The 14,633-nt window shown below is 68.1% G+C and carries 12 protein-coding genes and 1 pseudogene; all 13 read left to right on the top strand.

All coding sequences use genetic code 11. The features are described 5' to 3' along the window. Window positions 1-165 precede the first annotated feature (165 nt). Complete coding sequence (gene mraZ, locus AC5P7S_RS08060) at window positions 166-612, top strand: division/cell wall cluster transcriptional repressor MraZ (protein WP_004143635.1); 447 nt, start codon at window positions 166-168, stop codon at window positions 610-612. 14 nt (window positions 613-626) lie between these two features. Next, on the top strand, window positions 627-1,595 hold the full coding sequence (rsmH, locus tag AC5P7S_RS08055; RefSeq protein WP_012479154.1) for a 16S rRNA (cytosine(1402)-N(4))-methyltransferase RsmH: 969 nt from the start codon (window positions 627-629) through the stop codon (window positions 1,593-1,595). After that, a complete protein-coding gene (ftsL, locus tag AC5P7S_RS08050; RefSeq protein WP_005415286.1) occupies window positions 1,592-1,855 on the top strand; it encodes a cell division protein FtsL in 264 nt (87 codons plus the stop codon). The genes rsmH and ftsL overlap by 4 nt, the downstream gene beginning before the upstream one ends. Next, entirely contained in the window at window positions 1,852-3,696 is a 1,845-nt protein-coding gene (locus AC5P7S_RS08045) for a peptidoglycan D,D-transpeptidase FtsI family protein (RefSeq protein ID WP_005415287.1), read from the top strand. The genes ftsL and AC5P7S_RS08045 overlap by 4 nt, the downstream gene beginning before the upstream one ends. Next, window positions 3,693-5,201: a UDP-N-acetylmuramoyl-L-alanyl-D-glutamate--2,6-diaminopimelate ligase gene (locus AC5P7S_RS08040; RefSeq protein ID WP_065178759.1), complete on the top strand. Its 1,509-nt coding sequence runs from the start codon at window positions 3,693-3,695 to the stop codon at window positions 5,199-5,201. The genes AC5P7S_RS08045 and AC5P7S_RS08040 overlap by 4 nt, the downstream gene beginning before the upstream one ends. After that, on the top strand, window positions 5,198-6,592 hold the full coding sequence (locus tag AC5P7S_RS08035; RefSeq protein ID WP_095378053.1) for a UDP-N-acetylmuramoyl-tripeptide--D-alanyl-D-alanine ligase: 1,395 nt from the start codon (window positions 5,198-5,200) through the stop codon (window positions 6,590-6,592). The genes AC5P7S_RS08040 and AC5P7S_RS08035 overlap by 4 nt, the downstream gene beginning before the upstream one ends. After that, window positions 6,582-7,667, top strand: a complete 1,086-nt coding sequence (gene mraY / locus AC5P7S_RS08030; protein ID WP_005415291.1) for a phospho-N-acetylmuramoyl-pentapeptide-transferase — start codon at window positions 6,582-6,584, stop codon at window positions 7,665-7,667. The genes AC5P7S_RS08035 and mraY overlap by 11 nt, the downstream gene beginning before the upstream one ends. A gap of 1 nt (window position 7,668) precedes the next feature. Then, window positions 7,669-8,988 (top strand): putative lipid II flippase FtsW, encoded by a 1,320-nt coding sequence (ftsW, locus tag AC5P7S_RS08025; protein WP_005415292.1) that lies wholly within the window; start codon window positions 7,669-7,671, stop codon window positions 8,986-8,988. Next, window positions 8,985-10,073, top strand: a complete 1,089-nt coding sequence (gene murG, locus AC5P7S_RS08020) for an undecaprenyldiphospho-muramoylpentapeptide beta-N-acetylglucosaminyltransferase (protein WP_095378052.1) — start codon at window positions 8,985-8,987, stop codon at window positions 10,071-10,073. The genes ftsW and murG overlap by 4 nt, the downstream gene beginning before the upstream one ends. Window positions 10,074-10,113: 40 nt before the next feature. Further along, window positions 10,114-11,550, top strand: a complete 1,437-nt coding sequence (gene murC, locus AC5P7S_RS08015) for a UDP-N-acetylmuramate--L-alanine ligase (RefSeq protein WP_005415294.1) — start codon at window positions 10,114-10,116, stop codon at window positions 11,548-11,550. Then, window positions 11,547-12,509: a D-alanine--D-alanine ligase gene (locus AC5P7S_RS08010; protein WP_005415295.1), complete on the top strand. Its 963-nt coding sequence runs from the start codon at window positions 11,547-11,549 to the stop codon at window positions 12,507-12,509. The genes murC and AC5P7S_RS08010 overlap by 4 nt, the downstream gene beginning before the upstream one ends. Then, window positions 12,506-13,183: pseudogene (locus AC5P7S_RS08005) on the top strand (cell division protein FtsQ/DivIB); the annotation flags it as partial. The gene AC5P7S_RS08010 and the pseudogene AC5P7S_RS08005, both read left to right, overlap by 4 nt. Before the next feature lie 68 nt (window positions 13,184-13,251). Then, window positions 13,252-14,487: a cell division protein FtsA gene (gene ftsA / locus AC5P7S_RS08000; RefSeq protein WP_005408083.1), complete on the top strand. Its 1,236-nt coding sequence runs from the start codon at window positions 13,252-13,254 to the stop codon at window positions 14,485-14,487. Window positions 14,488-14,633 lie beyond the last annotated feature (146 nt).

Below are 14,633 nucleotides of genomic sequence, written 5' to 3'. Positions count from 1 at the left end.
TCTAAAGGTTGTTGCAAGCCATTGATGCGGCTGGCGATTTCCCTGCTGAAAAGTTGTTGACAACCCTCGGCCCGCTGCTAAGGTGGGCATCAGAGGGAAATCCGGGTGTTTTGTGGGTTTTCGTGGTTCAATGTTTCACCGGGCGAAGGACAAGGTGCAGGCGTCGTGTTCCAGGGCGAGACGGCCATCACAGTTGACGACAAGGGGCGCATGGCGGTTCCCACCGCTTACCGCGACCTCGTCGCGCGCGCCAGTAACAACCGTCTCGTGCTGACCTACAACCCGTTCGAAGCCGGCTGCCTGTGGCTGTACGCAGAGTCGGAATGGGAGCGGGTCCGCGACGATGTGATGTCCAAGCCCAACACCCAGCGCGTCGTGCGCCTGTTGCAGCAGAAGCTGGTCGGCTCGGCCGCCCATCTGGAACTGGACGGCAACGGTCGCATCAGCATCCCCGCCAGCCACCGCGGTGCGGTGGGCATTGAGAAGAAGGCGGTATTGCTCGGCATGGGCGACAAGTTCGAATTGTGGAGCGAGCAGGCGCATCGGGCCCTGATCCAGCAGACGTTGTCTGACGAGGATCTGGGTGATGGGTTGCTCGACCTGAAGTTGTGAGCCGGGGTGCCCGGATGCGCCCAGAAGCGCAGACCGGTCACCTTCCGGTGTCGCAGTCGCCGGCGGTGCACCTGCCGGTCCTGTACACCCAGGTCCTTGAAGGCCTGAGGGTGATCGAAAACGGACGTTATCTGGATGGCACGTTCGGTCGTGGCGGTCATGCACGTGGCGTGCTTACCCAGCTCGGTCCCGAGGGGCGCCTGCTGGTCATGGACAAGGATCCGGAAGCCATCGCCGTTGCCGAGCGCGATTTCGCGCCGGACCCGCGCGTGTCCATCTTCCGTGGCAGCTTCGCCCAGCTGCTGCAGTGGGATGCCACGGCCGAAGGCCTGGACGGCGTGCTGTTCGACCTGGGCGTGTCGTCGCCGCAGCTGGATGTGGCCGAACGTGGCTTCAGCTTCGGCAAGGACGGCCCGCTGGACATGCGCATGGACCCGGACAGCGGTGAAAGCGCCGCGCAGTGGATCAACCGCGTGGAAGAGCGCGAGATCGCCGATGTGCTGTGGACCTACGGCGAAGAGCGGCAGAGCCGGCGCATCGCCCGCGCCATCGTGGCCCGCCGCGAGAAGCAGCCGTTCTCCCGCACCGCCGAACTGGCCGAGCTGATCGCCTCGGTGATGCCGCGTGGAAAGGACAAGATCCATCCCGCCACGCGCAGCTTCCAGGCCATCCGCATCCACATCAACCGCGAGCTGGCAGACCTGGAAGCGGGGCTCGATGCGGCGGTGGAACGGCTCAAGCCCGGTGGCCGTCTGGCGGTGATCAGCTTCCATTCGCTGGAAGACCGCATCGTCAAGCAGTACATGAACCGCCTGGCCAAGGCGCCACCGGCCAACCGCCGCCTGCCCGAGGCCGTTGCGTTCGTGCCGACGCTGGACCTGATCGGTGGGGCCATCAAGGCCACCGACGAAGAGCTGGCCGCCAACCCGCGCGCCCGCAGCGCCGTGCTGCGCGTGGCCCAGAAGCGGGAGGCCGACGCATGAGCCGGTTGCTGCTGATCATCCTGTTGGCCTGCACCGTGGCCTCGGCGATCGGCGTCGTGTTCGTGCGTCACCGTCATCGGCAGACGTTCATCGAGCTGTCGCGCGCCGAGCGCAAGCGCGATGACATCAACCTGGAATTCGGCCGCCTGCAGCTGGAGCAGGCCACGTTGGCCGAAGCCAACCGTGTCGATCGCATCGCCCGCGAAAAGCTCGGCATGAAGTTCCCCGAGGCCGCCGACATCGTGGTGGTGCGCCCATGAGCAAGGCCGGTCGCAACCGTCCACGCAATGCCTTCAACCTGCGCCAGCGCCTGCGCTGGGTCGCGCTGGCGCTCGGCCTGTGCTCGGTGTCGCTGGTCGGCCGCGCGGCCTACGTGCAGATCATCAACAGCGACTTCTACCAGCGCCAGGGCGAGGCCCGCTATCTGCGCGAGCTGCCGATCAAGACTTCGCGCGGCATGATCACCGACCGCAACGGCGAGCCGCTGGCGGTGTCCACGCCGGTTGCCTCGATCTGGGTCAACCCGCAGGACCTGCTGCGTTCGCCCGAGCGCATCCCCGAGCTGGCCCAGGCGGTCGGCATGTCGGTGGATGAGCTGAGCAGCCGCCTGTCGCAGAAGTCGGACAAGGAATTCATGTATCTGCGTCGCCGGATCAATCCGGACGAGGCAGAGAAGGTGGTCGCGCTGAAGATTCCGGGCGTGGCGGCTCAGCGCGAGTTCCGCCGCTTCTACCCGCAGGGTGAGGCGATGGCGCACGTGCTGGGCTTCACCAACATCGATGATCGCGGCCAGGAAGGCCTGGAACTGGCCTTCGACGAATGGCTGCGCGGCAAGCCCGGTGCGAAGCGGGTGATCCGCAACCGCAAGGGGGAAACCGTCGAAAGCGATCTGCTGCGTGCCGCTGAGCCGGGCAAGGACCTGACCCTCAGCATCGACCGCCGCATCCAGTACCTGGCGTTCAAGGAACTGCGCAACGCGCTGGTGGCCAACAAGGCGGCCGGCGGCTCGATGGTGATCATGGACGTGACCACCGGCGAGATCCTGGCCATGGTCAACCTGCCGACCTACAACCCGAATTCGTTGACCGGCGCGATCCCTGATACGCGCCGCAACCGTGCGGTGACCGACCTGGTCGAGCCGGGTTCGACGATGAAGCCGCTGACCATCGCCACCGCGCTGCAGGCCGGTGCGGTGACCAAGGACACCATCATCGACACCAACCCGGGCTACATGACGCTGGGTCGCTTCACCATCCGCGACGTGCCACGCAACAACGGCGTGCTGAACGTGACCGGCGTGATCACCCGCAGTTCGAACGTGGGTGCAGCCAAGGTTGCGGCGAAGATGCCGGACCAGACCTTCTATGACGGCGTGCGCCGCTTCGGCTATGGCTCGGCGCCGCACAGCGGTTTCCCCGGTGAATCGGCTGGTGTGGTGATGCGTCCGGCGCGCTGGTCGGGGACCACCAAGACCACCATGTCCTACGGCTACGGCCTGTCGGTCACGCCACTGCAGATTGCCACCGCCTACTCGGCGCTGGCCAACGGCGGGCGCCTGATCGCGCCGACCTTCGTCAAGGGCCAGCGCAACGAAGGCCAGCAGATCATCGACGAGAACGTCGCCAGGCAGGTGGTGGCGATGATGGAAACGGTGGTCACCCAGGGCGGCGCCAAGCAGGCGGCGGTGCTGGGCTACCGCGTGGCCGGCAAGACCGGCACTGCACGCAAGGCTGGCCCGGGCGGTTACGAGCGCGGGCATTACAACGCGCTGTTCGCCGGCGTGGTGCCGGCCACCAACCCGCGCTTCGCCACCGTCATCGTCATCAACGATCCGCAGGCCGGCAAGTTCTACGGCGGCCTGGTGTCGGCGCCGGTCTATCACAACGTGATGGAAGGCACCCTGCGCCTGATGGACGTGCCGCTGGATGACCTGCAGTCGTGGCTGGCCGCACAGCAGTCGGGCAAGGTCGGCCATTCGGCCTCGATCCTGCCCGCACCGCCGGCCGAGACCGCGCTGCCGGTCGATGCCGCCGCTGAATTCGATGCTGCGCTGCCGAGCGCGCAAGCCCAGACGCCGCCCGTTACGGGAGGCACGCAATGAGTCCTTCGATGTTGCTTTCGCAGTTGCTTCCGGACGTGGCCCTGGCGGGCCATGATCCCGTTCTGACCGGCCTGGTGCTGGACAGCCGCGCCGTGCGCCCCGGCAATGCCTTCGTCGCGATCGCCGGCTTCGGCGCGCATGGGCTGGGCTTTGTCGAGCAGGCCCGTGCGGCCGGTGCCAGCGTCATCCTGTTCGAGCCACCGGCACCGGCCGAGCTGCCGGCGCCGGCCGATGCGATCGCCGTGCCGGGCCTGCGGGCGCGCATGGGGGCGATGGCCGACCAGTTCCATGGCGCGCCGTCGCGGGCGATGGCGATGGTTGGCGTGACCGGTACCAACGGCAAAACCTCCACCGTGCAGCTGCTGGCCCAGGCCTGGCACCTGCTCGGAACGCCCAGTGGCAGTATCGGCACGTTGGGCGCCGGACTTTATGGTGCGGTCGAGCCGACTGGTTTCACCACGCCGCTGGTGCTGCAGATGCATGCGCTGCTGGCACAGCTGCGCGACGCCGGTGCGCGCGCGGTGGCGATGGAAGTCAGCTCGCACGCGCTGGACCAGGGCCGCGTGGATGCCGTGCACTACGACGTGGCGGTGTTCACCAACCTCACCCGCGATCATCTGGACTACCACGGCGACATGGCCAGCTACGGCGCGGCCAAGGCGCGGCTGTTCCATCGCCCGGGCCTGAAGGCGGCGGTGGTCAACCTGGACGACGCCTTCGGTCGCCAGCTGTTCGCTGGCCTGCCTGCTGGCGTGCAACCGATCGGCCTGAGCTCGCGCGCTGCCGCTGACGCCAGCGTGCGCGCCGAGGCGCTGCAACTGGATGGACGCGGCATTGCCTTCGAGCTGGTCATCGACGGCCAGCGTGCTGCGGTGCAGTCGCCGCTGCTGGGCCGCTTCAACGTGGACAACCTGCTGGCCGTGGCCGGTACTCTGCATGCGCAGGGCCAGCCGCTGCCGCGCATCGCCGAAGTGCTGTCGGCGCTGCAGCCGATCCGTGGCCGCATGAACCGCCTGGGTGGTGAAGACGGTCTGCCGACCGTGGTGGTCGATTACGCCCATACCCCGGACGCGCTGGAGCAGGCGCTGGACAGCCTGCACGGCCATCTGCAGGGCACGCTGTTCTGCGTGTTCGGCTGCGGTGGCGAGCGCGATACCGGCAAGCGTCCACAGATGGCGGCGATTGCCGAGCGCCTGGCCAACCAGGTCATCGTCACCGACGACAACCCGCGCGGCGAGGATGGCGACGTGATCGTGGCCGACATCCTGGCCGGCTTCCAGCACGCCGATGCCGTGACCGTGCAGCGCAACCGCGCGCGTGCGATCGGCCTGGCGGTGAAGCGTGCCGGTGCCGGCGACATCATCCTGATTGCCGGCAAGGGCCATGAGCCGTACCAGGAAGTGAATGGCGTGCGCCATGACTTCGACGACACCGAAGTGGCTGCGGCTGCACTGGCGGCCAAGGCCGGTGTTCTGCAGGCAAAGGCCGGGGAGGGCGCCGCATGAAGCGCACCCTGCTTTCGCTGATCGCACACTGGGCCGGCGGCGAGATCCATGGCGACGACGTGGCCATCGATGCAGTCAGCAATGACACCCGCAGCCTGGGCCCGGGCAGCCTGTATGTGGCGCTGCGCGGCGAGCGTTTCGACGGCCATGACTTCGCTGCCGACGCGCAGGCGCGCGGTGCCAGTGCGCTGCTGGTCGAGCGGCTGCTGCCGATCGAGCTGCCGCAGGTACTGGTGGCCGACAGCGAGCTGGCACTGGCGAAGATCGCCACCGGCATGCAGCGTGACCGTGGCACCGAGGTGTTCGCGATCACCGGCAGCAATGGCAAGACCAGCGTGAAGAGCCTGCTGCTGTCGATCCTGCAGCAGGTGGCCCAGCACGCACACAAGGTGGTCTACGCCAACCCGGGTAACCGCAACAACGAGATCGGCCTGCCGCTGGCGGTGATCGACGCGCCGGAAGATGCCGACTACGCCGTCTACGAGATGGGCGCTGGCAAGCCTGGCGATATCGCCTACCTGACCGACATCGCCCGCCCGCGCTATGCGCTGGTCAACAACATTGCCCCGGCACACCTGGAACGCATGGGCAGCCTGCTCGGCGTGGCGGTGACCAAGGGCGCGATCTATGCCGCGCTGCCGGCCGATGGCGTGGCGGTGATCAACGCCGACGATGCCTACGGCCGCTGGTTCGAGCAGCACTTTGTCAGTCGCCCGCAGCGTTGCCGCGTGCTGCGCTATGGGCTGGAACACTCGGCGGACGTGACCGCGCGCGACATCCGCGCCGGTGCACAGGGCAGCCAGTTCACCCTGGTCGCCCCGACCGGCGAAGCCCGCGTGGTGCTGGGCCTGCCGGGTCGCCACAACGTCAGCAATGCGCTGGCCGCCGCCAGCCTGGCGCTGGCGGCCGGTGTCGATCTGGCGCTGATTGCGGCCGGTCTGGCCGAGGCGCAGCCGGTACCGGGACGCCAGATTGCCCATCAGCTGCGCAACGGCGCGGTGCTGGTGGACGACAGCTACAACGCCAATCCCGGCTCGCTGGCTGCGGCCATCGATGCCCTGGCCGCTGCCCCGGAAGAGGGCTGGCTGGTGCTGGGTGACATGCGCGAGCTGGGCCCGGACGCCGAGGCGCTGCATGCGCAGGCCGGCATCCGCGCACGCGCCGCCGGCCTGAAGCGCCTGTACGCGCTGGGCCCGCTCAGTGCCGCCGCCGCCACCGCCTTCGGCGACGGCGGCCGTCATTTCGCCACCCACGACGCGCTGTCGCAGGCGCTGAAGGACGAGCTGCACGCCGGCGTGCGCTGCCTGGTCAAGGGTTCCCGTGGCAGCGCCATGGACACGATTGTCAAAGCGCTGCTGGCGCAAGGAGAGGAATCCCCGCATGTTGTATGAACTGGCTCGATGGTTGCAGCAGTTGGAGAGCCTGTTCGGGCTGTTCAACTACCAGACGTTCCGCGCCATCCTTGCCGCGCTGACGGCCCTGTTCCTGTCGCTGTGGCTTGGCCCGGCGATGATCCGCAAGCTCGCCCAGTTCAAGGGCGGCCAGCCGATCCGCCAGGACGGCCCGCAGACCCATTTCTCCAAGGCCGGCACGCCGACCATGGGCGGTTCGCTGATCCTGCTCACCATCACCCTGTCGGTGCTGATGTGGGCCGACCTGCGCAACCGCTACGTGTGGCTGGTGCTGGCGGTGATGCTGTGCTTCGGCGCCATCGGCTGGTATGACGATTGGATCAAGATCGTCCGCCGTGACCCGAACGGCCTGAAGTCGCGCTGGAAGTACCTGCTGCAGTCGATCTTCGGCCTGGCCGCGGGCCTGTTCCTGTTCTACACGGCCGACGTGCCGGCAGCGCTGACCTTCTACATCCCGATGTTCAAGTCGGTCGCGCTGCCGCTGGCCGGCATCGGCTTCGTGGCCATCGCCTACTTCTGGATCGTCGGCTTCTCCAACGCGGTGAACCTGACCGACGGCCTGGACGGCCTGGCAATCATGCCGACCGTGCTGGTGGCCTGCGCGCTGGGCGTGTTCGCCTATGCCTCGGGCAACGTGGTGTTCGCCAACTACCTGCAGATCCCGCAGATCCCGGGCGCCGGCGAGCTGGTCATCATCTGCGCGGCCATCGCCGGAGCCGGCCTGGGCTTCCTGTGGTTCAACACCTATCCGGCCATGGTCTTCATGGGTGACATCGGCGCGCTGGCGCTGGGTGCGGTGCTGGGCACCATCGCGGTGATCACCCGCCAGGAACTGGTGCTGGTGATCATGGGCGGCGTGTTCGTCATCGAAACCCTGTCGGTGATGATCCAGGTCGCCTCGTTCAAGCTGACCGGCAAGCGCGTGTTCCGCATGGCGCCGATCCACCACCATTTCGAACTGAAGGGCTGGCCGGAGCCGCGCGTGATCGTGCGCTTCTGGATCATCTCCGTCGTGCTCGTGCTGATCGGCCTGGCCACGTTGAAGGTGCGCTGAGATGAACGACCTGTCCCGCCAGGCAACACGCCTTGAAGCCATCGAAGGCAGCTACGACAAGTGGCTGCTGGGCGCGATCATCGCGCTCACCGGCGTGGGCGTGGTGATGGTGGCGTCCAGCTCGATCGCCTTGATGAGCAGCCCGTTCTACTACCTCAACCGCCACCTGATCTTCCTGGCGGTGGGTATCGTGCTGGCGGTCATCGCCGCCCGCACCGAGCTGAAGTCCATCGAGCAGTACAACCAGATGCTGCTGCTGGGCTGCTTCGTGCTGCTGCTGGCGGTGTTCGCGCCGGGCCTGGGCAGCACGGTCAACGGCGCACGCCGCTGGATCAACCTGGGCATCTCCAAGTTCCAGACGGTCGAGGCGGTGAAGGTGCTGTACATCGTCTGGCTGTCCAGCTACCTGGTGCGCTTCCGCGACGAGGTCAATGCGACCTGGCCGGCGATGCTCAAGCCGCTGGGCGTGGCCGGTGCGCTGGTGGTGCTGCTGCTGCTGCAGCCGGACTTTGGTTCTTCGACCCTGCTGCTGGCGATCACTGCCGGCATGCTGGTGCTGGGCGGGGTGAACATGCCGCGCATGTCGATGCCGGTGGTCATCGGCCTGGTCGGCATGAGCGCGCTGGCGATCATCGAGCCGTACCGCATGCGCCGCATCACCTCGTTCCTGGACCCGTGGGCCGACCAGCAGGGCGACGGCTACCAGCTGTCCAACGCGCTGATGGCGGTGGGCCGTGGCGAGTGGACCGGCGTCGGCCTGGGCAATTCGGTGCAGAAGCTCTACTACCTGCCGGAAGCGCATACCGACTTCATCTTCTCGGTCACCGCTGAGGAATTCGGTTTCCTGGGTACCTGCGTGATCGTGGCGCTGTACGCGCTGCTGGTCGGCCGTACCTTCTGGCTGGGCATGCGCTGCGTGGAAATGAAGCGCCATTTCTCCGGCTACATCGCCTTCGGCATCGGCCTGTGGATCAGCATGCAGACCTTCGTTTCGATCGGCGTGAACCTGGGTATCCTGCCGACCAAGGGCCTGACTCTGCCGCTGATCTCCTCCGGCGGCTCGTCGGTGCTGATGACCTGCGTGGCGATGGGCCTGCTGCTGCGCGTGTCCTATGAGCTCAAGCGCGCCGAGCGTCGCCAGGCCGTGCGCATCGGTGGCGCCGAAGAAACGGCTGCCGAGCCGATGGACGCCGCCGCCACGCCGGTGGCCGCCAGCGTGCCGGCGAGCGCCGAGCCGACGGCTGCCGCTGCGGCGAACGCAGCGCGCGGCACCAGCCGCCTGCAGTCGCGCATCGAACCGACCTTCGGGAGGCTGTCATGAGTGCAGCCAACGAGAAGGTGCGCTCGGTGATGATCCTGGCCGGTGGTACCGGCGGTCACATCTTCCCCGGCCTGGCCGTGGCCCGCGTGCTGCGCGAGCGTGGCGTGCCGGTCACCTGGATGGGCGCCGAAGGCGCGATGGAAACCCGCCTGGTGCCGCAGCACGACATCGCCATCGACACGCTGGCGATCACCGGCCTGCGCGGCAAGGGCAAGCTGGCGCTGCTGGCGGCGCCATGGCGGCTGATGCGCGCGCTGCGCGCGGCCGGCATGATCATCCGCAAGCGCCAGCCGCGTGCGGTGGTGGCCTTCGGTGGCTTCGCCTCCGGCCCGGGTGGCATGGCCACGCGCCTGCATGGCCTGCCGCTGATCGTGCATGAGCAGAACCGTGCACCGGGCCTGACCAACCGCATCCTGTCGCGCTATGCGCGCCGGCTGCTGACCGGCTTCCCGGGCACCTTCGCCCAGCGCGAGGAGTTCGTCGGCAACCCGGTGCGTGCGGAGATCGCCGCCATCGCTCCGCCGGAACAGCGCTTCGCCGACCGCAACGGCCCGCTGCGCGTGCTGGTGGTGGGCGGCAGCCAGGGTGCGCGCGCACTCAATGCCGGCGTGCCGCAGGCGATTGCCGCGCTGGGTGCCGGCGTGCCGGTCCAGGTGCGCCACCAGAGCGGCGAGAAAATGCATGCCGAGGCGGTCGAGGCGTATGCCAAGGCCGGCGTGCAGGCTGAAATCACCCCGTTCATCGCGGACATGGCCGAGGCCTTCGCCTGGGCCGATCTGGTCGTGTGCCGCTCCGGTGCGTCGACCCTGGCCGAGCTGTGCGCGGCCGGCGTCGGCAGCGTGCTGGTGCCATTCCCCGCTGCCGTCGACGATCACCAGACCCGCAATGCGGAGTACCTGGTCGAGCGCGGCGCGGCGGTGTTGCTGAAGCAGGACGGAACGCTGGCCGACGGCATTGCCGCACTGCTGCGCGATCTGTCCGAAAATCCCGCCCGCCGCATGCAGATGGCGCAAGCCGCGCGTGCCCTGGCCAAGGTCGATGCCGCCGAGCGCATCGCCGATATCATTCTCGAGGAAGCTGTATGAAGAAGGCATGCCACCGCGCCTGCCCTGCGCGAGGCCGCGCATGATCCGTCGCCTGCACGACACCAACGACCTGGTGCGCGCGTTCCCGCGCGTGCATTTCGTCGGCATCGGTGGCACCGGCATGAGTGGCATCGCCGAAGTGATGCTGACGCTGGGCTACGAAGTGTCCGGCTCGGACAACGCCGACAACGTGGCAACCCGCCGCCTGGCCAGCCTGGGAGCGCGCATCATGCGCGGCCACTCGGCAGCCAACGTGCTGGGCACCGACTGCGTGGTGGTCTCCAGTGCCATCCGCGAAGACAACCCGGAACTGATGGAAGCGCGAAGCCAGCGCATTCCGATCATGCCGCGCGCGGCGATGCTGGCCGAGCTGATGCGCTTCCGCCGCGGCATCGCCGTGGCCGGTACCCATGGCAAGACCACCACCACCAGCCTGACCGCAGCGGTGCTGAGCGAAGGTGGCCTGGACCCGACGTTCGTGATCGGTGGCCAGCTGCTGGCTGCCGGTGCCAACGCCAAGCTGGGCGGTGGGCAGTGGCTGGTGGCCGAGGCCGACGAAAGCGATGGCAGCTTCCTGCGCCTGAACCCGCTGATGTCGATCATCACCAACATCGATGCGGACCACCTGGAGAACTACGGCAACGACTTTGCCCGCGTGCAGGCGGCGTTCGCCGAATTCCTGCAGCGCCTGCCGTTCTACGGCCTGGCGGTGCTGTGCATCGACGATCCGGAAGTGGCCGCGCTGGCTGCCAGGACCCCGCGCCACGTGATGAGCTACGGCATGAGCCCGCAGGCCGACGTGCGCGCCGAGAACGTGGTGCAGGAAGGATCGCGCATGCGCTTCACGCTGCGCCTGCCGCAGGGCACCAGCCAGGAAGTGGTGCTGGCGCTGCCGGGCAGGCACAACGTACTCAACGCGCTGGCCGCCGCCGCGGTGGGCTGGCAGCTGGGCGTGGCACCGGACGCCATCGCGCGCGCGCTGGAAGGCTTCGCCGGTGTCGGCCGCCGCTTCAATGACCTGGGCGAAGTGACCACCGCCAGCGGTGCCAAGGTGCGCATCATCGACGACTACGGCCATCACCCGAGCGAGCTGGAGGCGGTGTTCGCCGCCGCCCGCGGCGGCTGGGCTGACAAGCGCCTGGTGGTGGCCTTCCAGCCGCACCGCTACAGCCGCACCCGTGACCAGTTCGACAAGTTTGCCGCGGTGCTGTCCAGCGTCGACGCGCTGGTGCTGAGCGAGGTCTATCCGGCCGGTGAGGAACCCATTGCCGGTGCCGACTCGCATGCGCTGGCCCGCGCCATCCGCGCGCGTGGCCGCAGCGAGCCGGTGGTGGTGGGCAAGGCCGCCGAGCTGGCAAGCGTGCTGCCGGACGTGCTGCAGGACGGTGACCTGCTGCTGATGATGGGGGCCGGCGATATCGGTGCCGTGGCCGCCCATATCGCGGTGGAAGGCTTCCAGGGGGAGGGCCAGGCGTGAGCGCGCTGACTTTCCCGCCGCTGCGCGTGACCGACCCGGCCGTGTTCGGCCGCGTCGCCGTGCTGCTCGGCGGCAGTTCCAGCGAACGCGAGGTGTCGCTGGATTCGGGCCGCAACGTGCTCGAAGCCCTGCAGTCGCGCGGCGTCGATGCGTTCGCCGTCGATGGCATTCCGGCGCTGGCCAGCGCGCTCGCCGCCGGTGGCATCGACCGCGTGTTCAACATCCTGCATGGCCACAACGGTGGCGGTGAGGACGGCATCGTGCAGGGCCTGATGGACGCCTTCGGCGTGCCGTACACCGGCTCGGACGTGCTGGGTTCGGCGCTGAGCATGGACAAGATCCGCACCAAGCAGGTGTGGCTGTCGCTGGGCCTGCCAACGCCGCAGTACCGGAAGGTCGACGCGTCCACGGTGCATGCACTGGCGGCAGAGCTGGGCCTGCCGGTGGTGGTGAAGCCGGCCAACGAAGGCTCCAGCGTGGGCATCAGCCGGGTCACCGACGAGGCCGGCCTGGACGAGGCCGTGGCCCTGGCCGCGCGCTACGACGGCCAGTTGCTGATGGAGCAGATGGTGGTGGGCGATGAGCTGACCGTGGCCATCCTTGGCGACGTTGCCCTGCCGTCGATCCGCATCGTGCCCAAGGGCCAGTGGTACGACTACAACGCCAAGTACATCGCCGAGGACACCCAGTACCTGTGCCCGGGCCTGGACGGTAGCGACGAAGACGAGATCCGCCGCATCGCGCTGGCCGCATTCCGCGCCGCCGGCTGCCGTGGCTGGGGCCGCGTGGACGTGATGCGTGACCGCGCCAGCGGCCGTTTCTTCCTGCTGGAAGTGAACACCGCGCCGGGCATGACCAGCCATTCGCTGGTACCCAAGGCGGCCCGCCAGGCCGGCATCGGTTTCGAGGAACTGGTGTGGCGCGTGCTGGAACAGACCCTGGAGGCCACGCACGCATGAACGCGCTGCTGCGCATCTTCGTCTGGCTGTTGGCACTGTCGGTGGTTGCACTGCCGGTGGTGGCCGTGGTCAATGGCTGGGTCGGCGCCGAGCGCTGGCCGCTGGCGAAGCTGCGCGTGCATGGCGAGTTCAAGCGGGTACCGGCCGAGCAGCTGCAGCAGGTGCTGCTGCCGTACGCGCGCGCCGGGTTCTTCGCGGTCAAGCTGCAGGATGCGCAGGACGCGCTGGAAAAGCTGCCGTGGGTGGAAAGCGCGCAGGTACGCAAGCAGTGGCCGGACGTGCTGGAAGTGACCCTGGTCGAGCACAAGCCGTTCGCACGCTGGGGCAACGACCGCCTGGTCTCCGAGCAGGGCAAGCTGTTCCCCACGCCGAAGAAGCTGTCCGACCTGGAACTGCCGGAGCTGGATGGCCCGGACAGCCAGACCCAGGAAGTGATGAAGCTGTACAGCGACTCGCGTGCCTTGTTCGCACCGGCCGGCGTCGACGTGCGCCGGGTGACGATGGATGCACGCGGCAGCTGGTCGCTGGTGCTGAGCAACGGCACCGAAGTGGTGGTCGGCCGTGACGACGCGCGCTCGCGCATGCAGCGCTTCGTCAAGGTGCTGCCGCAGCTCAACCGCCAGGACGCGCCGATCGAGCGCGCCGACCTCCGTTACACCAATGGTTTTACGCTGAGCTGGGGTACCCCGGCCACGCCGGCGAAAACGCCGGCGACCCCGGCCAGAAGCACGCAGGAAAGGACATGAATCGCAAGGGTGACAAATCGCTGATCGTTGGCCTGGACATCGGCACCTCCAAGGTGGTGGCGCTGGTGGGCGAGTATTCGCCGGGCAACCCGATCGAAGTGATCGGCATCGGCTCGCACGAATCGCGCGGGCTGAAGCGTGGCGTGGTGGTGGACATCGAATCGACCGTGCAGTCGATCCAACGTGCGGTGGAAGAAGCCGAGCTGATGGCCGGCTGCGAGATCCGTTCGGTGTACGCCTCGATCTCCGGCAACCACGTGCAGTGCAAGAACTCGCCGGGCATCGTGCCGATCCGCGACGGTGAAGTGACCTGGGGCGACCTGGATCGCGTGCTCGACGCAGCCAAGGCGGTGGCGATCCCGGCCGACCAGAAGATCCTGCACGCGATTCCGCGCGAGTACGTGCTGGACGATTCGCAGGAGGGCATCCGCAACCCGGTCGGCATGACCGGCGTGCGCCTGGAGGTACATGCGCACCTGGTGGTGTGCGCGCAGTCGGCGGCGGCCAACATCAGCAAGTGCGTGCAGCGCTGCGGCCTGCAGGTGGACGACCTGGTGCTGTCCTCGCTGGCCTCCAGCGTGGCGGTGCTGACCGCCGACGAGCGCGAGCTGGGCGTGGTGCTGGTCGACATGGGCGCCGGTACCACCGACATCGCGGTGTTCGTGCAGGGCGCGATCTGCCACACCGCCTCGCTGCCGATCGCCGGCGACCACGTGACCAACGACATCGCGCACATGCTGCGCACGCCGACCCCGGAAGCCGAGCAGATCAAGGTGCGCTATGCCTGCGCCCTGGCCCAGCTGGCCACGGCCGAGGAGAGCATCCAGGTGCCGTCGGTCGGCGACCGGCCGCCGCGCCGCATGCCGCGCCACTCGCTGGCGCAGGCCGTGCAGGGCCGTTACGAGGAGATCTTCGAGATGGTGCAGGCCGAACTGCGCCGCTCCGGCTTCGAGGAACTGGTGCGCGCCGGCATGGTGCTGACCGGTGGCGCGTCGAAGATGGAGGGCGTGGTCGAACTGGCCGAGGAAATGCTGCAGATGCCGGTGCGCGTGGGCATCCCGCAGCACGTCACCGGCCTGGGCGAAGTGGTCGGCAACCCGGTGCACGCCACCGGCGTGGGCCTGCTGCTGATGGGCAGCCAGATCGAGCACCCGCGGCGGCCGTCGCTGCCGACCGGGCGCGCTGGAAGCATGTTCAAGAAACTCAAGACCTGGTTCCGCGGCGAGTTCTGACGCGGAACCCGTGACTCCGGGCCCGGCCCGGCGCAACACCCGCAGTACCCGCATCACAACGCAACAACGCACTACACAACCCACACAGCCGCAACGGCAACATGACACGCGAAGGCAGGAGGCCCGACCGTCCATGCCACCGACAA

It is taken from the genome of Stenotrophomonas sp. YJH_SMC_32, assembly GCF_059369975.1.
This window is presented reverse-complemented; position numbering and strand designations above follow the sequence as displayed.